General features: G+C 65.1%; 16 protein-coding genes. 12 read left to right on the top strand and 4 right to left on the bottom strand.

Annotated features, from left to right (window positions below; genetic code table 11):
* Positions 1-70: 70 nt before the first annotated feature.
* Complete coding sequence (locus QM624_RS00410; RefSeq protein WP_415088087.1) at positions 71-1,693, bottom strand: hypothetical protein; 1,623 nt, start codon at positions 1,691-1,693, stop codon at positions 71-73.
* A 307-nt stretch (positions 1,694-2,000) separates the two neighbouring features.
* On the opposite strand from QM624_RS00410, the gene QM624_RS00415 reads away from it, so the two are divergent.
* Complete coding sequence (locus tag QM624_RS00415; RefSeq protein WP_415088088.1) at positions 2,001-3,167, top strand: nucleotide sugar dehydrogenase; 1,167 nt, start codon at positions 2,001-2,003, stop codon at positions 3,165-3,167.
* A 12-nt stretch (positions 3,168-3,179) separates the two neighbouring features.
* On the opposite strand, the gene QM624_RS00420 is transcribed toward QM624_RS00415, so the two are convergent.
* The 3 genes from QM624_RS00420 to rfbB all read right to left on the bottom strand — a co-directional run bounded on the left by QM624_RS00420 (position 3,180) and on the right by rfbB (position 6,965).
* Positions 3,180-4,487 carry a DUF1015 domain-containing protein gene (locus QM624_RS00420; protein ID WP_415088089.1) on the bottom strand — a complete coding sequence of 436 codons (1,308 nt, stop codon included), beginning with the start codon at positions 4,485-4,487 and terminating at the stop codon, positions 3,180-3,182.
* A gap of 94 nt (positions 4,488-4,581) precedes the next feature.
* Positions 4,582-5,967, bottom strand: coding sequence for a sugar nucleotide-binding protein (locus QM624_RS00425; RefSeq protein WP_415088090.1), 1,386 nt, complete (start codon positions 5,965-5,967; stop codon positions 4,582-4,584).
* Positions 5,967-6,965: a dTDP-glucose 4,6-dehydratase gene (gene rfbB / locus QM624_RS00430; protein WP_415088091.1), complete on the bottom strand. Its 999-nt coding sequence runs from the start codon at positions 6,963-6,965 to the stop codon at positions 5,967-5,969. Before rfbB ends, QM624_RS00425 begins: the two co-directional genes overlap by 1 nt.
* 89 nt (positions 6,966-7,054) lie before the next feature.
* Between rfbB and rfbA the strand changes: the two genes are divergently transcribed.
* The 11 genes from rfbA to QM624_RS00485 all read left to right on the top strand — a co-directional run bounded on the left by rfbA (position 7,055) and on the right by QM624_RS00485 (position 22,342).
* The gene (gene rfbA, locus QM624_RS00435) at positions 7,055-7,918 is read left to right on the top strand and encodes a glucose-1-phosphate thymidylyltransferase RfbA (RefSeq protein ID WP_415088092.1); all 864 of its coding nucleotides are present in this window, start codon (positions 7,055-7,057) and stop codon (positions 7,916-7,918) included.
* A 719-nt stretch (positions 7,919-8,637) separates the two neighbouring features.
* Positions 8,638-10,461 carry a polysaccharide biosynthesis protein gene (locus QM624_RS00440; protein ID WP_415088093.1) on the top strand — a complete coding sequence of 608 codons (1,824 nt, stop codon included), beginning with the start codon at positions 8,638-8,640 and terminating at the stop codon, positions 10,459-10,461.
* Positions 10,462-10,531: 70 nt separating this feature from the next.
* The gene (locus tag QM624_RS00445) at positions 10,532-12,490 is read left to right on the top strand and encodes an NAD-dependent epimerase/dehydratase family protein (protein ID WP_415088094.1); all 1,959 of its coding nucleotides are present in this window, start codon (positions 10,532-10,534) and stop codon (positions 12,488-12,490) included.
* Positions 12,487-13,737, top strand: coding sequence for a glycosyltransferase family 4 protein (locus QM624_RS00450; protein WP_415088096.1), 1,251 nt, complete (start codon positions 12,487-12,489; stop codon positions 13,735-13,737). The genes QM624_RS00445 and QM624_RS00450 overlap by 4 nt, the downstream gene beginning before the upstream one ends.
* A gap of 175 nt (positions 13,738-13,912) precedes the next feature.
* Positions 13,913-14,968, top strand: coding sequence for a polysaccharide biosynthesis protein (locus tag QM624_RS00455; RefSeq protein WP_415088097.1), 1,056 nt, complete (start codon positions 13,913-13,915; stop codon positions 14,966-14,968).
* The gene (locus QM624_RS00460; protein ID WP_415088098.1) at positions 14,968-16,056 is read left to right on the top strand and encodes an NAD-dependent epimerase/dehydratase family protein; all 1,089 of its coding nucleotides are present in this window, start codon (positions 14,968-14,970) and stop codon (positions 16,054-16,056) included. The genes QM624_RS00455 and QM624_RS00460 overlap by 1 nt, the downstream gene beginning before the upstream one ends.
* A complete protein-coding gene (gene wecB, locus QM624_RS00465; RefSeq protein ID WP_415088099.1) occupies positions 16,056-17,180 on the top strand; it encodes a non-hydrolyzing UDP-N-acetylglucosamine 2-epimerase in 1,125 nt (374 codons plus the stop codon). Before QM624_RS00460 ends, wecB begins: the two co-directional genes overlap by 1 nt.
* Positions 17,170-18,525, top strand: a complete 1,356-nt coding sequence (locus QM624_RS00470) for a glycosyltransferase family 4 protein (protein WP_415088100.1) — start codon at positions 17,170-17,172, stop codon at positions 18,523-18,525. The genes wecB and QM624_RS00470 overlap by 11 nt, the downstream gene beginning before the upstream one ends.
* Positions 18,522-19,604, top strand: a complete 1,083-nt coding sequence (locus QM624_RS00475; RefSeq protein WP_415088102.1) for a glycosyltransferase — start codon at positions 18,522-18,524, stop codon at positions 19,602-19,604. The genes QM624_RS00470 and QM624_RS00475 overlap by 4 nt, the downstream gene beginning before the upstream one ends.
* A complete protein-coding gene (locus QM624_RS00480; RefSeq protein ID WP_415088103.1) occupies positions 19,588-20,880 on the top strand; it encodes an O-antigen ligase family protein in 1,293 nt (430 codons plus the stop codon). Before QM624_RS00475 ends, QM624_RS00480 begins: the two co-directional genes overlap by 17 nt.
* On the top strand, positions 20,867-22,342 hold the full coding sequence (locus tag QM624_RS00485; RefSeq protein WP_415088104.1) for a lipopolysaccharide biosynthesis protein: 1,476 nt from the start codon (positions 20,867-20,869) through the stop codon (positions 22,340-22,342). Before QM624_RS00480 ends, QM624_RS00485 begins: the two co-directional genes overlap by 14 nt.
* Positions 22,343-22,345: the final 3 nt, after the last annotated feature.

The raw sequence follows: 22,345 nt of genomic DNA on the forward strand, positions 1-22,345 counted from the left end.
AAACCAAAAATATAAATTCGGGGGGGGGGGGTGCGGCGTGGGCGCCCCCCGCGCCCCTTTGGCTTCTCGCTCAGCCGACCGGTCGCACCTTGACCGCGGAGGAGACCACAGTGTTTCCGCCCGGGTCCGAGACAGTCACCCGATAAGTCGCCCCGGATGATGAGTACGAGGACGCCGCGTCGGTATCGATGAATGACATCGTCGATCGTTCCCAGAATGGAACCGAGACGGTCCTCTTGTTAATGACGGTGTCATCTCGAGTCAACACATAGGTCAGCTTCAGGTCATCGCGATCCCACAACTGATTCCATGTCACGACGACCCTGCCGTCGGTCTGAGGATCTGCCGTCAAGCCGACAGCGGAAGGGCCGCCGACTGGGCCGACCTCATTCGGGGCGATGGAGGGAATTGCCATTCTGACCAGCCCTTGCTGGGGCCTGCCCGACGCCATAGGAAACTCGCCACCCAACGATATGTACTTGCTATTGCCCACCACAGACCACGCGGCCTGCTTCTGGGCCGTGTAGCTTCCGGTGCTCAACTGGGGGAACCAGTTGAGCAGGCCGGGGGCAGGTTTGCCCTCGAAATTCGTATAGGCCTTGGACGTCGTCTGGCCGTTCTTGGCGACAGTTCCTGCCGCGTTCTTGGTGACTGCGAGGGCTTGGAACCACCGTGTCCGCGGGGACGTGTCAGGGAAGCCGCCAATGTTGCTGCAGTAGTGGGGATGGCCGGCACTGTAGACGATATCGCCGATCGGCGCGACGCTGTAGGTGTCACCGTGGCAGTCTTGGAGCCATTTGAGGGTGCCGTCTTTACTGGAGGCGGCAAAGACCCCTTCGAAGTTGCCTTTTCCCCAGGTGTAGCCGGTGCCATAAACGGTGTTGCTGTCCGCGGCTAGACCCCAGACGCCTGCCTTGCTGTTGCCGTTCTTGACGATCTTGTTGACCTTCCAAGTCTTGGTCTTGCCGTTGCTGGGGCTGACAGCTCCGGATCCGGATGCCTTAGTCGAATTCAATTTCGAGAAGGATCCACCGGCGACTAGAAGTTTGCTCTTGGAAGTCAACACCAGCGCTCGCACGGTTGCGTTGGCCTTGGCCTTCCAGCTGGTGAGCTTTCCGGTCTTCGCGCTGATGGCGGCCAGACGAGTTCGTGCCTTCTTGTCCACTGAGGTGAACAGCCCCCCAGCGAATATCTTCTTGGAATCTGCTGCCAGCGCGTAGATCGGGCTGTTGAAAGACGGTTTGGGGGACTTGAGCGCACCGGTGGTGACATTCAGCGCTGCGAAACGGCCACGCTTCGTCGTACCCACCTTGGTGAAGGTGCCACCGACGTACAGAGTCTTCTTGTCGCTTGAGACCGCAAGGGCTCGAATGACACCGTTGAAGGCCTTCGGCGCGAATTTGGTGACCAGCTCTCCGGTGGTGATGTCATAGGCAAGCAGGTTGGACCGAGGGGTCTCCTGCGTCCCTGCGGGCGCGCCGGCCGGTCGGGCCGCCGTAAACTCGCCGCCGGCATACACGACATTGCCGATCATGACTTGCGTCCAGACGACACCGTTGATCTGCACAGTCGGCAGCGCGTCTGCGGTGACGGTGGCCGATGTGCGGTCGCGCAGTGGCGGGACAGCCGCGACCGCAGGTTGTGCTAGCGCAGCGGTTGCCGCGAGCGAGGTGGCGCCAAGTAGCGCGACCATGCGCAGGATGCCCCTCTTTCGTTGTGAATGTGCGTTACGTAGTCGCGGTTGAGCCACGATGTCGATCCCCCCGGTAGATCAGCCTCTTCGGGCGCGAGTCCCGTAGTAAGTTCCTCCGTCGGCAGCGTAGCGCGTCGTCCCTGTCGGCAACCTGTGAGCGTCCGTCCGGTTGGCTCAAGGTTTGCTCATCAGGCTCAAGATTCGCTCAAGATGGACGGAAGGCAATCCCGGACCGTGACCGCTAGACGATGTGATTCCTTCTGCTCAAAGCATCGGTACGATGATGGGGAGCCGAGGAGTGCCTCTGATGAAGATCACCGTTGTGGGGGCAGGCTATGTGGGCCTGGCCAATGCCATTTTGCATGCGGATCGACACAATGTTGTACTGCTGGATGTTGACCCCGTACGTGTAGCCGCAATTAATCGAGCTGAATCGCCAATTCGGGACAAGGGAATTGAAGACGTTTTGGCTGGAGGCGGTCTTGCCCTGAAGGCAACCACCAACGACGACGAGGCCTACGTGGATGCCGACTACATCGTGATTGCCACGCCAACGAACTACAACGCCAGAACCCACCTTTTCGATACGAGTTCGGTCGACCTCGTGGTAACGAGGGCTCTTGCCGTGAACCCGGCAGCGACGCTCGTGATCAAGTCCACCATCCCTGTTGGATTCACTGATTTGCTGCGCAGGCGACATCCGGGGGCGACGATCTTCTTTTCGCCAGAGTTCCTTCGTGAAGGGCAGGCGCTCTATGACAACCGACACCCGTCGCGGGTCGTGGTTGGCGACGACTCAGAGCGAGCCATGAGTTTTGCCGCCTTGATGGTCGAGGGTGCATCGGGCGCGGACGTGCCTGTGTTGACGATGACTTCAGCCGAGGCTGAGGCACTCAAACTGTTCGCCAACACCTATCTCGCCCTTCGGGTCGCCTACTTCAACGAACTGGATACCTATGCGGCGGTGCGCGGTCTCGACCCGGCGAAGATCATCCAGGGCGTCGGCCTCGACCCCCGGATCGGCACGCATTACAACAATCCTTCCTTCGGGTATGGCGGCTACTGCCTGCCCAAGGACACCAAGCAATTGCTGGCGAACTATGCGGAAGTTCCGCAGAATCTGATCGCGGCGGTCGTCGATGCCAACACCACGCGTAAGGACTTCATCGCCAGCGACATCTTGAGCCGTGGGCCTCAGGTGGTGGGCATCTACCGCCTGGTGATGAAGGCCGGCTCGGACAACTTCCGGTCGTCGTCGGTGCAGGGCGTGATGAAGCGGATCAAGGCCAAGGGCGTCGAGGTCATCGTGTACGAGCCGACCCTGGAGGACGAGCACTTCTTCAACTCCGAGGTCGTCCGCGATCTCGACGAGTTCAAGCGTCGGTCCGACGTCATTGTCAGCAACCGGCGGGCACCGGAGTTGGCTGACGTGGCAGACAAGGTCTACACCCGAGATATCTACGGCTGCGACTGAACGCGACGCTGCTCAGCCGAGGCGCCGTGCTTCCAGGTAGTACCGCTTGTCTTCGGCCTCGCCGAGGGAGAAGGTTTTCCGTGGAAGCGCACCGTCGGCGACGATGGAACTGAAGAAGACGTCCTTGGCGACCGACGGCAGCAGCACACCGAGATTGCCCGGCCTGCGGCCGAGTTCCTCGGTCACGTCGGCGCCGTGAATGTAGTCGACGTCCGCCGCGTCCTGGTCGACCAGCGCATCGATGACCCGTTGCAGGGTGCCTGCGGCGATACTCGCGGCAGGATCGTCCAGTGAGTAGAGGGCGAAGCCGTCCGCGTCGACGTAGCCGAACTGCTGAGCCTCCTGGCCCTCTATCTGTGCGAGGACATCGGTGAGATCGGTGGAGGTGATACGCGTGAAGCCGCCGCATTGAGCGGCAAGGGCTTGCTCGAAAACGGTTCGATCTGTGCCGAAGAGCACACGGTGGATCGGCTCGAACTCCAGCCCGGGGTCGTGGATGTTCTCCAGTTCGACAAGGCAGAAACGCGCCGGATGGTTCTCGAACTGCTTGGCCGTCAACGACGACTTGATGTTCTCCCAGATGCTCTTGGCGGTGGCGAAGCTGTGATTGCCGTCACCCATCGCGAACAGCAGCGGGTTGGCCGGGTCGAGATCGGCATGCAGCGCGCCGAGGCCGGCGGCGACCCGGGACAGGTCACCGGGGGAGTCCACGGCCCAGCCGGTCACGCGTCCGCCACCCAGCATCAGTTGGGTGTCATACAGCAGTGCCAGCCGGTCGGTGTCTGCCGTCAGTGGCTCGATCACGCGACGGGCGTCGTCGCTGATCAGCACCATGATGTGCGGCAGTTCGACTGCGGCCTCCTCGCGCACTCGAACGCGCGGTGGCAGTCGGTCGAGAATGGTGCCCTCGGTGGCGCGGATCAGCGTTCGGGCATCGTCCGCCCACGAGTAGTGCTCCAGATCGAGAGCGGCCATCAGGCCCCATCGAACCGCGCCGCGGTGGGTTTCGCGACGCACCAGAACCATGGTTTCCGGACGAGACTCGAACAATTCCTTGTCCAGGTACTGACGCATGGCCGAGTTGATCGCGCTGATCCGGGCCTCGGAATCGGGCTGACCGAGATAGACCTCCGGAAAGATCAGATTCAACGTCGACGGTTGGTCACCGACGATTCCGCGCACCTGCTGCCAATACTCGGGCTGGCTGGTGAACTGGTCACAGGCGACGACCGCCCAAGCGTTCAGGTCGATGCCTGGCCGGGGCAGCAGGATGTCCGGCACCCGCACCCCGACCCGTGCCAGCGTGGCGTGCAGGTCCATGGTGTTCACGTTAGCCAGCGCCGATCGGGCTTGTCGAAATCCAGTGGCCCACCGATGGTTGAGCTTGTCGAAACCCGTCTACCGGCAAATCAGCTCACTCGGACAGGTACTCAACCAGACGCAGATCAGCATCAGGAGGGATGAACCCGATGTTCTGCAGCTTCTCGAGCCCCAGCGTGCTGTGGATGGGCCGCGGCGCCATCGTCTTGCCGGCGAAGTACTCCGCGGTGGTCACCTCGGTGACGTCCGCAGCATCCCGGCCGCGCAACTCGAACACTCGCTTGGCGATCCCGGCCCAGCTCATAGTGGGTCCGGAATTGGTCAGGTTGTAAGTGCCTGCCGGGGCGTCGCTGCTGACCAGGTGAGCAATGCCCGCTGCCAAGTCGGAGGTGAAGGTGAGGCGTCCGAACTGGTCACCGACCACGCTCGGTTTCACTCCGCGATCGGCCAGTGAGGCCATGGTGCGAACGAAGTTGTTGCCGTCGCCGATCACCCAACTGGCGCGGACGATCCAATGCCGGGGGAGGGTAGCCACCAGTGCGTCGCCCGCTGCCTTCGTCTGCCCGTAGACCCCCAGGGGGCTGAGCGGCTCGTCCTCGGTGTGTGACTCGATCGTGCCGTCGAAGACGTAGTCGCTGGAGACGTGCACCAGCGGGATCCGGTGGGCACGTGCGACCTCGACCAGGCGTCCGAGCCCGGTCACATTGACGTTCCATGCGTCGCGACGTCCCTCGGCGGTCTCGGCCGCGTCCACAGCGGTGTAGGCGGACGCGTTGACGATCAACCCGACCTGGCTCCACGGCACCGCCCCGAATGTCGCAGGATCGGTGACATCGAAATCAGGACGCCGCAGCGGCGTCGCCTCGGGGAAGACGCGCAGCAGTGCCTGCCCCAGCTGACCGGACGCCCCCACCACCACGGTTCGCTTGGGTGCCATCGGTGTGACGTCCGCGAGCCGGGGATGGGCCTGGTCGGCAGCGGATATTTCGGCCTGGTCCAGCGGGATCGGCCAGTTGATCGCGACGGTCTCGTCGGCGAGGTTGAGATAGGTGTAGGAGCTGCGGGCCTCGGGGCTCCAGTGGTCGTTGACCAGGTAGGAGTAGACCGTGTCGGGTTCGAGCGCCTGGTAGCCGTTGGCGACTCCGCGCGGCACGAAGACCGCCTTGTCGGTGCCCATGTCGAGGGTGACCGAGGTGCCGAAGTTCTCCCCAGGGCGCAGATCGACCCAGGCGCCGAAGATGCGGCCGTGGGCAAGCGAGATCAGCTTGTCCCAGGGCTCGGCGTGCAAGCCGCGGGTGCTGCCGGCGGTCGCGTTGAACGACATGTTGTTCTGCACCGGACCGAAGTCGGGCAGGCCCAGTTCGATCATTTTGGCGCGCTGCCAGTTCTCCTTGAACCAGCCGCGGGCGTCACCGTGCAGCGGCAGGTCGAGAACCAGCAGGCCTGGGATTGCGGTGGTGGTGACGGTCAGGTCGGCCATCACTGTCCCGTCTTGGCGTACTTGGCTTCGGTCGCGGCCTTCATCGGACGCCACCAGGCCTCGTTGGCGCGGTACCAGTCGATGGTGTCGGCCAAACCCGAACGGAAATCGGGGAAGCGCGGAGTCCAGCCGAGCTCGGTGCGCAGCCGAGTGGCGTCGATCGCGTACCGCATATCGTGGCCCGGGCGATCGTTGACGTGATCGTAGGCGTCCGACGGCTGCCCGGTGAGTTCGAGGATCAACTCGATCACCGTCTTGTTGTTCAGCTCACCATCGGCGCCGATCAGGTAGGTTTCGCCGATCTTGCCCTTGTCGATGATGTCGAGAACGGCCGCGTTGTGATCATCGACGTGAATCCAGTCGCGCACGTTGAGGCCGGCACCGTACAGCTTGGGCCGGATGCCGTCGATCACGTTGGTGATTTGGCGCGGAATGAACTTCTCGACGTGCTGGTAGGGCCCGTAGTTGTTGGAGCAGTTGCTGATGGTGGCCTGGACGCCGAAGCTGCGCACCCAGGCGCGCACCAACAGGTCGGAACCGGCTTTGCTGGAGCTGTACGGGCTGGACGGGTTGTAGGGCGTGTTCTCGGTGAACTTCGCCGGGTCGTCGAGTTCCAGGTCGCCGTACACCTCATCGGTCGAAATGTGGTGATAGCGCTTCTCGTGCCGCCGCACGGCCTGCAACAATTCGTAGGTGCCGACCAGGTTCGTCTGAATGAATGGCGACGGGTCGTTGAGCGAGTTGTCATTGTGGGATTCAGCGGCGAAATGCACGGTGATGTCGTGGGATGCCACCAGTTCGTCGACCAGCGCGGGATCACAGACCGAGCCCACCGTGAGCCGGAACCGTTCTGCGGGTAGCCCCTCCAATGAGGCCGCGTTGCCGGCGTAGGTGAGCGCGTCCAGGACCGTGACCGTGTGGTCGGTGTGATCGAGGACATGCCGGACGAAATTGCAGCCGATGAATCCGGCTCCGCCGGTGACGAGAAGCGAGGACATGGGGGCCATCCTATTTTGGCTGGCGCCGGGCTTGCCCGGCTCTACCGATGGGATGGAAGACTCCACCGCACCGTGGAAGGATGCCGGTCATGCGTGGCATCATCCTGGCGGGCGGCTCCGGGACGCGTCTGCACCCCATCACCCTCGGTAGCAGCAAGCAACTGGTCCCGGTGTACGACAAGCCGATGATCTACTACCCGCTCTCGACGCTGATCTTCGCCGGCATCTCAGAGGTGCTGGTGATCAACACCCCGCACGAGCAGGAGGCGTTCCAGCGGCTGCTGGGTGATGGGTCCCAGTTCGGCATCTCGATTAGCTATGCGGTGCAGCCCGAACCCAAGGGTCTGGCTCAGGCGTTCACCATCGGCGCCGACTTCCTCGATGGCGAAGCGTGCTGCCTGGTGTTGGGCGACAACATCTTCTACGGCCAAGGCCTGGGTACCCAACTGAAGCGGTTCAACGACATCAATGGTGCGGCGGTCTTCGGCTACTGGGTGGCCGACCCGACCGCCTATGGCGTCGTCGAACTCGACGACAGCGGACTCGCGCTTTCGATTGAAGAGAAGCCACAACACCCGAGGTCGCACTACGCGGTTCCCGGCCTGTACTTCTACGACTCCGACGTGGTGCCGATCGCACGGAACCTGGCACCATCACCCCGGGGCGAGTACGAGATCACCGACGTCAACCGGGTCTATCTCGAACAGCGCAAACTGCAGGTATCGATTCTTCCGCGGGGGACAGCCTGGCTCGACACCGGAACTTTCGACTCGCTCAACGACGCCAGCAACTTCGTTCGCACGATCCAGGCCCGCCAGGGCCTCCAAGTAGGTTGCCCGGAAGAGGCGGCCTGGAGGCAGGGCTTCCTCTCTGACGACGACTTAGCCGGTCGGGCGGCAGCCCTCGCCAAGTCGGGCTATGGCGACTACTTGTCGTCGTTGTTGCTGCTGTAGTTAGCTGTCAGCCGCCCGTTTGGAGCAAGTCGTGTGATCAGTCACGCTTCTGAACACCTATCCTGAGTAGGGCTGCACTGTCTTCCTAGTCCCGGGCGAGGAGTCGTTGGCAGGGTCGTTTGGTCCAACACCCTGTGTGGCAGCGTGAACGCTTGGGCGGGCTTCATTCCGTTTCCTGGACTACCGCGTCGAAGATCCACTTGCGTCATCTGCCTATAAGCGCAGTCGAAGTCTTTGAACCCCCGATCCCAGGCGGCAGGGAGGTTGAAGTCACTTTCCCGACCGACCAGACCGCACGGAGGTGTTGGACACCGGGCGTTCCTTGATCTCACTGTCAGCCGGCAAGGAACATGAATGAACCGGTAGGGGCTGGCGCTGAGAGCGTCCGCCGTCCTGCCGCTTCGAGTAGACAGGAAACAACCTAGTAGCGCCTGACGCCACCCCCTCAGTCCGACAGACTCGGTCTCGTCATGGATTTGTTCGACGCGAGAGAGATATGTCAAAATGACAGGGCACACCTCACCCCCCGGAGGGACCGCCCCCAAAATGTCACGTGCGACTACCCCTAAGCCTGCAATTTTTCAAGTTGTCTCACACCGAGATGCCCCCATGTCGTGGGACCTCGCACCGATAGCCGAAATCGCTAATGTCGCACGACGGGCCGAAAGGCTCGTTGGCCTAGCAAGCAGCAATGCCCCCACCAACGGCGGGGTGCTCTGATGCGTCTTCTCGACTCGCCCCTCGCGCAGCGTGCACTGGCCGTGCTGGACGTCTCCAGCTGGCTGCTGGCAATTCTCGTGCTCCTTGTCGGACGCTACGACTTCGCGCTGGCCCCGGCCCAATGGTCGAGTGTGCTCTGGTATGCGTCCATCGCGGCGGTTCTTCAGCTCACGGTGGGTCTAGGTATGCGTCTCTACCGCGGCGTCGGACACATCGGCAGCTTCTCCGAGGCAACCGTGGCGGCACGCGTCGTGGCGGTGGTCGGCTTGCTCGTCGGTTTGCTGTCACTGCTGTCATCGCGCGATCTGCCGCGCGGCGTGGTGGTCAGCGTGCCGCTAGGCGCACTCGCACTGATGGGCGCTGTCCGCATCGCGGCACGCGCAATGGTGGCGCGTTCGCTGCGATTGCAGCGCCAGGCGTCCCGCGAGGACGTGCTCATCTACGGCGCCGGCAATGCCGGACGGCAACTGGCGCACTTGATCTTCTCGGATCCGGACGCGCCCTATCACGTGCTGGGCCTGATCGACGACGACCGGTCGAAGCGGCATCTCCGCTTCGATTTCGGGCGGGTGTTGGGTGATCGCTCCATGCTGCTTTCCCTGACCGAGAAGCTGGGCGTCAGCACGGTGATCCTGGCTATCCCGTCAGCTCCGCCCACCTTCCTGAAGAGGGTGTCGGACGATCTGGAGCGCGCCAACTTGAAGCTGCTGGTGCTGCCGCCGGTTCGCGACATCGTCGGCGGACGGGTGCAACTGAACCAGCTACGGGAGTTCGACGTCACCGACATGCTGGGCCGCGACCCGATCGACACCGATCTCGAAGCGGTCGCCGGCTACCTCCGGAACAAGGTCGTCCTCGTCACGGGAGCAGGCGGATCGATCGGCTCAGAGATCGCTCGCCAAGTTCACCGGTTTGGCCCCAAGGAGCTCATCTGTCTCGATCGCGATGAGTCCGGGCTGCACGCGGTTCAGTTGTCGATCTACGGCACGGCCCTGCTCGACTCCACGGACATGGCTCTCTGCGACATCCGGGATCGCGATGCTCTGGAGAGGATTTTCCGCACGCATCGTCCTGACGTGGTCTTCCATGCTGCGGCGCTGAAGCACCTGCCGATGCTGGAGAGCTACCCCGACGAGGGCTGGAAGACAAATGTACTGGGCACGCTCAACGTCCTCGAATGCGCCACTGCGGCCGGAGTGAGTTGCTTCGTGAACATCTCCACCGACAAGGCCGCAGACGCCACCAGCGTGCTCGGCCGGACCAAGCGCAAGGCCGAGCAGCTCACGTCGTGGTTCGCTGAGGACGGAGAACGGCGCTACCTCTCGGTGCGGTTCGGCAACGTGCTGGGCTCGCGGGGCTCGGTGCTGCACACGTTCCGGGCGCAGATTCGGCGCGGCGGCCCGGTGACCGTGGTCGATCCGGACATCACCCGGTTCTTCATGACGATTCCGGAGGCGTGCCAACTGGTGATTCAGGCCGGTGCCATCGGTGAGCCGGCGGCGGTGCTCGTGCTCGACATGGGGAAACCGGTGCGCATCGTCGACGTAGCGAAGCGAATGATCAAGGAATCAGGAGAGAAGATCGAAATCATCTACACTGGCTTGCGGCGTGGCGAGAAGATGCACGAGGTCCTGTTCAGCGAGGCGGAGGAGTCCATTCCCACCCAGCATCCGCTGATCGCTCGCGTGCAGGTGCCGGCGGTCGATCCGGATGAGATCCGGAGCCTGTCCGCAATGCCGAGTGCCTCACGGGTGCTTTCCGTAGTCGGCGGCACGGATCATTCCCCTGAGGTGCGGCTGATGGCCAAAGCCACGCCCGCGTGAGGCCCTTGTCACGTCAATGGACTATTCGCTTCAGCTAGGGGCCTGGTGGGTCATTGGCCTGGCTGGCCTGGTGAGCCTGGTATCGCCCGTGGCCCTGCGGCCGGTGCTCGAGCGGCACGGTATCATCGACCGGCCGAATGATAGATCTTCTCATATCCTGCCCACACTGCGGGCGGGTGGAGTCGCACCGCTGGTTGGCTTCTTACTGGCCTGCGCACTGCTCGCCACGTTGGTCGATGATCAGTCGCGATCGGTAATCGTGATCATTGGCGTGGGCGCCGCACTGGCGGGTTTCCTCGGTCTCGCCGAGGATGTTCACGGGTTGTCGGTAATCACCCGCGCCGCGGGCCACTTCGTGGTCGGCATCGCAATGTCGACCCTCCTCGGCGCGGTCTTCGCCGCCTCCTGGTGGCAGATTGCCCTCGGTGCGCTGGTGACGATGGTCTACGTAAACGTCGCGAACTTCATGGACGGAATCAACGGCATATCCGGATTGCACGGGTTAGCCGTCGGTGGCGCCTACGGGCTGTTCGGGTTGCTGTCGCAACTCTCCTGGCTGATGCTTCTGGGCATGGTCATCGCTGCCATTTTTGCTGTGTTCCTGCCATGGAACCTGCGGAAACCCGGGATCTTTCTGGGTGATGTCGGCAGCTACCTGCTCGGTTCGTCGATAGCAGGTGTGGGCATTGCTGCCTGGTTCGCCGGCGTCGATCCCGTCGCGGTGCTGGCTCCCGCCGCGATCTATTGCGCCGACACGATTTCGACGCTGATCAGGCGCATGCTGCGGAAAGAGCCAATTCTTCGCGCCCATCGCAGTCACACCTATCAGCGGTTGACCGACACCGCTCTCGCACACCTGCAGGTCTCCGCGATCGTGACATTCTTCAGCTTGGCCACCGCCGCCATCGGCATCCTAGTGCTGCGTGGTTGGCTTGCGCGTTGGCCAGGGCTGCTGCTGATGGCGGGCGTCTGCGCTCTATACCTCGCACTGCCGCGGCTTCGCGGCCATCGTTTGCCCAAGCCTGCAGCCGAACATTTGAAGCCATTCGAGCTTCCCGGCGCGATCCCCGCGCGGGTCGACTTCCGACCAGCGCGTTGGGCTGTGCTGGGCTCATCGGGCTTCGTCGGTGCGGCCCTGGTGTCTCATCTCCGGTCGCTGGGGTACGAGGTTGATCCGGTGCCGGCGCCCCGCCTCGTCCTCGACCCAGCCTCGGACGATGCCCAGGCCATCTCCGCGTCAGCACTCGGTGACGGCGAACTGGAAGCGCTGGCGTCCAGGCTTCAGGGCATCGACGTAGTGGTAAACGCCGCGGGTCTGGCCACCCCCGACGCTCCGCCCAGCGACGAGCTTTACGGGGCGAACGCGCTGCTGCCGGCCGTGGCCTACCACGCCGCCGAGCGCGCCGGCGTCCCACGGACGATCCACCTCAGCTCCGCCGCGGTGCAAGGCCATCGGCCCGTGCTCGACGAGACCGCCGACGCCTCGCCCTTTTCGCCGTACTCCAGGTCGAAGGCTTTGGGTGAGCGCGCGTTTCTCGCGGCTGGCCGGACGGGCAGTTCGGACGCGATCGTGATCCGTGCGACCAGCGTCCAGGGGGCCGGACGCCGGACGACGAAGTCCCTGCGCAGGATCTCAAGGTCGCCGCTGGCGAGCGTGGCGGGCGCCGGTCAGGAGCCCACGGTGGTCAGCAGCATCGACGGACTCGTGGACTTCATCGGCCGGGTCTCCTCCAGCACGGCCACCCTTGGCCCGATCCTGCTTCAGCCGTGGGAGGGCTTCACCGTGAGCGAGGTGCTTCGGGCCGCGGGTGGTGTCGAACCACGACATCTGCCGGCCTGGGGATGCCGAGCCCTGCTGGCCTGCACGCGACGGGTCGGCGGCGTAGTCCCCGAGATCGCCGGCGCCGGACGGCGCCTCGAGATGATGTGGCTGGGGCAACGACAAGCCTCTGCCTATCAGGCGGAATTCCCGGCGGTCCCACGCCATCGGCTTGAGTCGATCCTGGCCGAATCGGACGCCGCAGCATGAAGATTGGAATCCTCAGCCAATGGTTCGATCCCGAACCAGGCCCTGCTTCGCTGCCGGGCGTCTACGCTCGTGAATTCATCGCGTCTGGTCATGACGTGAGCGTCCTCACCGGCTTCCCCAATTACCCAACGGGCCGGATCTATGACGGCTATCGGCTGAGTCGGCGACGTCGTGAGTTTCGGGATGGGGCGGCGGTCACCCGAGTTGCGTTGTACCCGAGCCACAGTGCGTCCGCTCTCGGCCGCATCTCGAACTATGCCTCCTTCGCGGTGTCGGCCACGGCGTCCGGGGGGTCGGCGCTGCGAGGTGCCGATGCCGTCTGGGTCTACAACTCTCCGGTTACGGTGGGGCTGCCGCTTTTCTGGCATACCAGGGCAGGCCGCACGCCGTTCTTCTTGCATGTGCAAGACCTCTGGCCGGACTCGCTGATCGAGAGCGGCATGGTGCCGCGCGGGCAGTTCGGGAAGCTCGCGTCGGTGGCGGTCGATCGCCTGGTTCGCCTGACCGAGCGGCAAGCGGCGATCGTAGGAGTCAGCTCGCGAGGAATGCGCGAGGTCATCTTAGAGCGCCATCCTCGAATCGATCCGAGCAAATTGATCTACGCGCCCAATCCGACGAACGAAGAACTCTTCCGCTCGGCTGCCCTAGTTCGCGGCGAGCTTGGCCTGCGCGTCGAAGGAACCGAGAAGGTCGAGTTGATGTATGCGGGCGCCATCGGGGAGGTGCAGGGCCTGGATACGCTGCTCGACGCGGCGGCGATGCTGAGCGAGCACTCGCACATCCAGTTTTCCATCGTCGGCGATGGCATCAGCCGCGAGCGACTTGAGCGGCGCGTGGCGAGCGAAGACCTTCACAACGTCCGTTTCCTCGGCCGCGTCCCCCAGACTGCGATACCTGAATTGATCGCGCGAGCGCAGATCCAGATCGTTAGCCTGGCCGCAGCCCCGTTCCTCGCCTACACGACGCCGAGCAAGATCTCGGCACTGTTGGCGTCGGGCGTTCCCATCATTGGTCAACTGTCAGGCGATGGCGCGCGGCTCATTCGCGATTCCAGCGCCGGCACAGCGATCACTCCGGGCGATGCTTCAGGACTCTGCGCGGCCATCGTCGAGATGGTCGACGGCGGCCCCGCTTTGTGGGCGAAGCTGGGCGCCGCTGGCCGCGCCTATTACGAAACCAATTTGTCCGCCCGAGCGACCGCAGCCGCCATACTCCGCTCGCTGTTTCCGATCGAGGGAACGTCGTGAGGCGCGTTCGTCACCTCGGTCGCGGTGGCTCTGCTGCTGGCGATGCCGAAGGTCGGGATACGCGTCGATGCCGCCCGGAGCAGTGCCGAGGAACCGGAGTTGGCGGGCCAATCACATCAGAAGCGAGAATCGACCCAGTGCCACCCACTGAGCTGCCAAAGGATCCCCACACCAGATGAGCGAAAAGAAGACCGTGACCGTAAACCACACCATCAAGGACTCCGTCGTGGCCATCACCGGCGGAACCGGGTCGTTCGGCTCGACGATAGCGATGGATCTGCTCTCAAAGGGTGTGGGTGCCATCCACATCTTTAGCCGCGACGAGGCCAAGCAGGATGCCATGCGCCGGCGCATCGACGACCCGCGGCTGCGCTACTTCATCGGCGACGTTAGGGACGCCGACAGCGTGCGGCGGGCGGTCAGCGGCGCCGACTTTGTCTTTCACGCCGCCGCGCTCAAGCAGGTGCCGTCGTGTGAGTTCTTCCCTGAACAGGCAGTGAAGACCAACGTGCGCGGCAGCTACAACGTGATCGAGGCCGCGGCCAAGGCGGGGGTGCGCTCGGTGGTCTGCCTGAGCACCGACAAGGCGGTCTATCCGGTCAACGCCATGGGCATGACCAAGGCGCTGATGGAGAAGACGGCGCAGGCGTTCGCCCGGAACAACCCGCGGTCGGCGACCACCGTCTCGCTGACCCGCTACGGCAACGTGATGTACTCGCGGGGGTCCGTGATTCCGCTGTTCATCCAGCAGTTGCAGGACGGCAAGCCGTTGACGCTGACCGAGCCGCTGATGACCCGCTTCCTGATGTCGCTTCAGCAGTCCGTCGACCTCGTCTACCACGCGTTCTTCCACGCCATGCCCGGCGACCTGTTCGTCCGCAAGGCGCCGGCCAGCACCGTCGAGACGCTGGCGCGCGCCGTCGCCTCGCTGCTGGGCGAGGATGATCCGGAGATACGGGTGATCGGATCCCGGCACGGCGAGAAGTTGCACGAAACGCTGCTGAGTCGCGAGGAGATGGTCGAGTCCGACGACCAGGGCGAGTACTTCCGGGTTCCGTTGGACGCCCGCTCGCTGCAGTACGAGCTGTTCTTCGACGAGGGCGAGACCCGGACGGCGACCGTTAGCGACTACACCTCGGAGAACACCGAGCGGCTCTCGGTCGAGGAGACGAAGGATCTGCTGCTCACCATTCCCGAGATCGCGGCGCTCTTCGAGCGCTCCGTCGCCTGATGCGGATCCTGGTCACCGGGGCGTCCGGGTTCCTCGGCTGGCATACCCGGGTCCGGCTGCGAGCGGTCACCGACCACGACGTGATCGCCGTCGGAGCGGCGAACTGGCGCGATCTGCCGGAGCTCGTCGGGGCCGCCGACGCGGTGCTTCATATCGCCGGCATCAATCGGGCACCCGAGCGCCAGGTAGAAGTGGGAAACGCCCGGCTCGCCCGCGATCTTGCCGAGGCGCTCGATCGGGCGCCCGGAGCGCCCACCGTCCTCTACGCCAACACGATTCAGGCGGGCAACGGCACGCCGTACGGAACCGGCAAGGCGCAGGCCGCCGCGATCCTGGCCGAGGCGGCGGCGGCCAAGGGTGCGTCCTTCGTCGACGTCGTGCTGCCCAACCTCTTCGGCGAGCACGGCCGGCCCGAGTACAACTCGTTCGTCGCCACCTTCGTCCACAAAGTCGTCGCCGGCGAACCCCCGGAGGTGCAAGACCGTGAGGTGGCGCTGCTGCACGTCCAGGACGCCGCCCAGGCCTTCATCGACCAGTTGGGCAGCGCGGGGGTGCAGCGGGTGACGCCGACGGCCACGCCGACCGGTGTCGCCGCCGTGCTGGAGACCCTCCGGGCGCAGTTCGCCGCGTACCGGCGCGGCGAGATGCCGGCGCTGCGGTCGCGTCTGGAGGTGAACCTGTTCAACACCCTGCGGGCGGCGATGTTCCCCGCTCACTACCCGATCCCGCTGGTGCGGCACACCGATCAGCGCGGCAGCCTGGTCGAGACGGTCCGGGCGCACGGCAGCGAGGGCCAGACGTTCGTGTCGACCACGGCGCCCGGGGTCACCCGCGGCCAGCACTTCCACCTCCGGAAGGCGGAGCGGTTCGTGGTGGTCGGCGGCCGCGCCCGCATCTCGCTGCGCAAGGTGCTCACCGACGAAGTGGTCAGCTTCGACGTCGACGGAGCCTCGCCCGGCATCATTGACATGCCCACCCTGTGGGCGCACGAGATCACCAACACCGGCGACAGCGAACTGATCACGGTGTTCTGGACGAACGAACTGTTCGACCCCGAGGACACCGACACCTACCCCGAGGACGTCTGATGACCAAGGTCATGACCGTAGTGGGCACCCGTCCCGAGATCATCCGGTTGTCCGAGGTGATCAAGCGGCTCGATGCGACGGTCGACCACGTTCTCGTCCACACCGGTCAGAACTACGACTACGAGCTGAACGAGATCTTCTTCGAAGAGCTGGGGCTGCGCAGGCCCGACCATTTCCTCGAGGTCGATACCTCCAGCCTGGGCCACGTGCTCGGCGAGGTACTGATCAAGACCGAGCAGGTGCTGCTGCAGGAGAAGCCGGATGCCTTCCTGGTTCTCGGCGACACCAACAGCTGCGTCGCGGCCGTGATGGCCAAGCGGATGCGCGTTCCCGTCTATCACATGGAGGCCGGGAATCGCTGCTTCGACGAGAACGTGCCCGAGGAGACCAACCGACGGCTGATCGACCACGTGGCCGACTTCAACCTCGTCTACACCGAGCATGCGCGGCGCAATCTGCTGGCCGAAGGGCTGCACCCGCGCCGGATCCTGCTGACCGGGTCGCCCATGTACGAGGTGCTCACCGCCCAGCGTCCGGCCATCGATGCGTCCGACGTCCTCGATCGTCTGGGCCTCGACGAGCGCGGCTACTTCCTCGTCAGCGCGCACCGTGAGGAGAACGTCGACGACCCGGAGCGTCTGTCGGCGCTGCTGGACTGCCTCGAAGCGGTCCGCGAGGAGTTCCAGCTGCCGCTGCTGGTGTCGACCCACCCGCGGACCAGGCTGCGCTTGGAGGCGATGGGGCGGCACTCGAGCGACGACATCCGGTTCCACAAGCCCCTGGGCTTCCACGACTACAACAAATTGCAATTGAAGGCGCGATGCGTCCTTTCCGACTCCGGCACGATCGCGGAGGAGGCCACCGTGCTGCGGTTCCCCGCCATCACCCTGCGGGACTCCATCGAACGTCCCGAGGCCCTCGATGCGGGAGTGATCGTGATGACCGGCCTGGACACCGCCAACGTGCTGGAAGGCATTCGGGCGATGGACTCCACCTCGCAGGCTCCACGCGATTGCGATCCCGACGAGTACTGGGTGCCCAATTGCTCCTCGCGAACCGTCAACTACCTGCTCTCCACCCATCGGCGCCACCACGCCTGGGCCGGGATCCGTCGTGACCGCTGATCGGGGCCTGCCGCCGGAGACCAACGCCGCCGACCCGCACGACCATGGTGGCCAGGGCGGCGACCGCGTGCCGATGCTGCTGGTCGGGGGACTCTTCGACGACCGGCAAAGAGAGATCGTGGAGAGGGATTCGCTGGGCCCCACCCAGGCCGCGGCGGACGTCCTGCAGTGGGGGTTCGTGCGTGGACTGGAATCCATTCCGGAGGTATGCCTCACGATCGGGACGGCCCCGTTCGTCGGGTCGTACCCGAAGCGCTTCCGGCGTCCGTGGATCGAGAGCAGGCCCTTCGAGCACGGCGACGCCGGCCGGAACAGGCAGATCGGATTCCTCAACCTGCCGCTGGTCAAGCATTTCTCGCGGGCGGCCGCGCTCTCTCGCTTCGGCCGGCGCTGGGCCCGCCACCAGCCCGCCGATGGGGTTGCCCTTGGTTACTCGCTTAGCCTCGAGATCGTCTGGGCGCTCGCCGCGATCAAGAGGGCGAATCCGCTGCTGAAGGTCGGAGTGATCGTTCCCGACCTACCGGAATTCATGAATACCCAGGAGAAGCCGCGCCTGGACTATCGCATCTTGAAAGCGGTCGAATCGCGCCTGGTGAGGCACCTCATGTCCGCCTTGGACGCCGGTGTGCTGCTGACCGAGTCGATGGCCCGGAAGCTCCCGCCGAAGCCGCACGTCGTGATCGAAGGGATCGCGCCGCCGCCGGTCGACACGGCGCCGTCCTGGGCCGGGGTGTCCGACGCCGACCGGCAGGCCCTCAGCGGGCGAAAGGTCGTCGTGTATGCCGGAACCACCAATGTCCGGTACGGAGTCATCGAGTTGTGCCGCGCCTTCCGGGCGGTTCCCGGGGACGACCTCGCTCTGGTCGTCTGCGGCGCAGGCGATGGGGCCGAGCAGATAGCCGAGCATGCGGCGCTGGATCCCCGGATTCGGTACTTGGGGCAGCTCCCCCGGTCGACGGTCCTCACCCTCGAGAACTCCGCGACCATCCTGGTCAACCCGAGGTCGAGCAAGGAGGAGTTCTCCGCGTACTCGTTCCCGTCGAAGATCCTCGAGTACATGTCGACCGGAGTTCCGGTGCTGTGCTATCGGTTGGGCGGCATCCCGGCTGAATACGACTCGTACCTGACCTACGTCTCGGGCGACTCGGTGGACGACTTCGCCGCCTGCCTCCGAGAGATGCTGGGTTCGCCACCGGGGGAGTTGGCCGCCAAGGGGCAGGTCGCCAAGGAGTTCGTTGAGGCGGAGAAGAGTGCGGCGGTGCAGGCTCGCAAGATCGTCGCGTTCCTCACCCGCTCCCGCCCGGGCGCGCGGGCCGTCCGCGGCCTTCGGAGGGTCGACGCATGAGGATCTGCTTCATCATCGGCACGCTCAAGTTCAGCGGCGCGGAGAAGGTGCTGACCGCGCTCGCCTCTCACTTCGCCGAGCTCGGACACGACGTCCATGTCGTTCTCACGCTGGCGGGCAGAGGCGACGCGTCCGGCCCCGACCGCCCGTTCAGCACTCATGAGCTGGTCGCCGACGGCGTCCGCCCGGTGCGGATCCTCCGGCGGCTGACCCGGATCCGAGGAATCGTGGCGAAGGTGGCGCCCGACGTCTCGATCTCGTTCGGATACGCAAACAACATCAACACCATTCCCGCGCTGGTCGGCAACGGGGTGCCGCACATCGTGTGCGAGCGAAATAATCCGCTCTACGATCCGCCCGGGCGGGCCCCGGTCTGGATACGCCGCATCCTGTACCCGCTCGCCGCCGCGTTCGTATTCCAGACGGAAACGATCCGCGAGCTCTTCCCTCGCGGCATCCGGCGGCGCAGCGCGGTGATCGCCAACCCCGTGATCGACACGTTCCCCGACCGCCCCCGCGAGGACGGCGAAGGCTCGGAGCGAAGAATCGTCACGGTCGGCCGCCTGAGCGACCGGGACAAGAATCAATCGATGCTGATCAGGGCCTTCGCGCGGCTCTCCGACGACTTTCCCGATTGGGTTCTGGAACTGTACGGGGACGGCCCGGACAGGCAGCGGTACGAACGGATGGTGGCGGCCGTCGGGCTGCCCGACCGAGTCCGGTTCCGCGGTCAGGTGGACGACCCCGGTGCCGCCTTGGCGAGCGCCGACGTCTTCGTGCTTCCGTCGCGGACCGAGGGAATGCCGAACGCGCTCATCGAGGCCATGACGGCCGGTGTCGCGTGCGTTGCGACGGATTGTAGCGGCGGAGGTGCTGCCGCGCTGATAGTCGACGGCGTCAACGGGTTGATCTGCGCCAACGAGGACGAAGATGCACTGGTCGCCTCATTGCGCCGGGTGATGCAGGAGCCGGAGCTTCGGCAGGATCTCGGTCGCTCGGCCCGCCGCATCCGTGAGACTCATTCGCTCGAACGCATCGGGCGCGAGTGGTTGGAGACCATCCATGCGCAACTCCGATAGCCCGCGATCTCCCCGCTGGCTCGACCGGCTGGCCGAGGTGAACATCGTCGGCTTCATCATCTCCGCCTACCTGCTAGAGACGAGCGCGACCAGTACGTACTTCCAGGTGGCACAGGTCGTCTTGGTGGTATCGGCGTTCTGCATCGTCGTGCACAGTGCCCGATTCACGTCCGGTCTCCTCGTTCCGTGGGCCGGCGCGCTCTGGGTGACGGCCTCGGTGGCGGTGCTGGTGAATCAGGCCGAGTTCACCCCGGAGTTCCGAACCTTCGCGGTCAACTGCGTGCTGGCCGTCGCCCTCCTGCAACTGCTGTCGAGCGAACGGCGGGTGGTGCTCGGGCTGACCGCCTTCGGCATCGGCGGGCTGCTGGCCGCGGTCTCGCTGCTGGTCCAGATCGACCCGAGCGTGCCGATGACCTCCGACGTGTCCCAGGCGTGGAGCCTGCGCCTGGGCAGCAGCCTGCCCGGGGCCAATCCGAACATCGCGGGGATGTATCTGGCGATCGCCTTCGGTGCGGCGCTGAGCCGGGCGCTGGCGCCCTCAATGCGCCGCGTGCTGCGACTCTGTTGGCTTTCGGCGTCGGCGGTGATCTTGCTCGCGGCGTCCTTGACGGGCAGCCGAAAGGTGATGATCTACTGCGTCGTCGCCGCCGTGGTGCTGGTCGCGCACTTCAGCCTGCGCCTGCTGCCGATCCTGGTGGCCGCCGCAGCTGCGGTGGCCTGGGCGCTGCTGAACATCGAATGGCTTTATGTGATCGTCGGACACCGGTTGGTGGGCCAGGGCGACGTGACCGAGTCCGATGCACTCCGCGTCCAGGCTCTGGAGGACTCCATCGACGCGTTCCTGGCGCACCCGGAGGGTACGGGTTGGGGATCCTCCCAGCAGTTCCTCTCGGTGCTGAACTACACCCATAGCAACTATCTTGAAGTGCTGGTATCCGTCGGTTTGGTCGGGCTGGTCGCCTATTACCTCATCCACCTCCGGATCCTGAGTGGGGTCAGGCGGATGGGGGCCGTGGTCGGGCCGGCCATCTCCGCGTCGGTGATCGCAGGCCTCGCGCTGGACGTGGTGCAGGTGACCTACCTCTACAAGGCGCCCTTGCTCATGCTGACGCTGGGAGCCGCGGCATTCCGTCTCGCACCCCGGAAGACCCCTTCCGTCCCGGACCGCCGGACGACGAGGCGCGGCGGCGGCCACGAGCCGGCGCTCGGGCGCGCCCCGTCGCGCGCCGGAGTCGTCACCGGAAAGCGCACAGGCGTCGAGAATGTCCACCGCTGAGGGTCAGGGATTCGCCCGCGGAGCCCTGAGCTTCTCGGCCATCGTCGCGCTCGGCGCGGCCGTCGGCCTGTTCGTCACGCCGTTCACCACCCGGATGTTCGACCCCGCCACGCTCGGCAAGATCAACATGTTCGGTGCGTATCTCGCGCTGCTGCAGATCGTCTCGCTCGTCGGCCTGGATCAGGGCTACATGCGTTTCTACTCGGACAGCCCGAACTCTGCGTCGCGCCTGCTTCTGCTACGGCACTGCCTGATGCGATCGGTGCTCGCGTGGGCGCTGGTGGGCGTTGCCGCGTGGTTGCTCTGGGAGCCGATCTCCATCGGGATCGTCGGCATGCCGCAGGCAGAGATCCCGGCGATCCTGATCGCCGCCCTGCTCGGATCGGTGGTGTTTCGCTATGCCCAGGTCTGGAGCAGGGTGGCCGGCCGGGCCAGGGACTTCCTGCTGCTCACCGTGGCGTTCGCCGTCCTGACGAAGATATCCATCGTGTTGGCCGGCATCGTCGATTCCGGCTACCTGAGCGGGATCATGTTCCTCGGCGTGGGTTACGTGGTGGCCGGCATCTACGCGCTGGTCACCCTCCGGCAGGCTCGGACGACGGCGGACGCCGAGATAGCGACGCCACCCGCGGGACGCCCGCTGCTCGCGTACTCGTTTCCGTTCCTGGTCACGGGCCTGCTGGGACTGGCGTCCACCTCGCTCGTCTCCATACCGGTGGAGCGGATCCTCGGCTTCGAGGCCGTGGGTGTCTTCTATGCCGGCCTCTCGCTGGCTTCCTTCGTCGCCGTGGTGCAGATGGGTATTCAGTCGTACTGGTCGCCGTACGCCTACGCCGTCCACCGCTCGGGGGCCGACAGCCTGCGGGCGGCACAGCAGGCCGTCGCGCTGGTCATCTGCTCGGTCGGCCTGCTGTGCGTGGTGGCGACGCCCCTGTTGTTCCTGCTGCTCGGAGCCGCCTTCCGGGGGGCGGCCGAGTTCTTCGGGCTGTTGGTGGCTCCGCCCGTGCTGACCCTGCTGGGCGAGGTGGGCGGGGTGGGCCTGCTGCTGGCGAAGAGGAGCTGGGCGTATTCCGCGTCACAGATCGTGGGGGCGGTCGTAACCGTGGGTTGTTGCCTGTGGCTCGTTCCCGGGCGTGGACTCGTCGGGGCAGGTATGGCGATGACGCTGGGCGCCCTGATCACGGCAGTGTTGCGGATCACCATGGCCCGCTCGCACTTCCGCCCGTTCGCCCGCCCCGTCCTCGCGACGGTCACGATCGCGCTATTCCTCGGGGCGGCGTCCCTTCAAGCAGTTCCGGCGATGCCCAGCGGAACTCCGGTCGTGCTCTGCGCCGCGGCATGCCTCGCCGTCGTCCTGGTGATCAACCGCAGCGACGTGGCCAGGATCGCCGTGGCGTCGCGCAGGGAGCTGTTGACCCTGCTGTCGCGGCTCCGGGGGGCGTCCGTCGACAACAGGCGATGACGG

This window comes from Micropruina sp. (assembly GCF_047606365.1).
Classification (GTDB): domain Bacteria; phylum Actinomycetota; class Actinomycetes; order Propionibacteriales; family Propionibacteriaceae; genus Micropruina.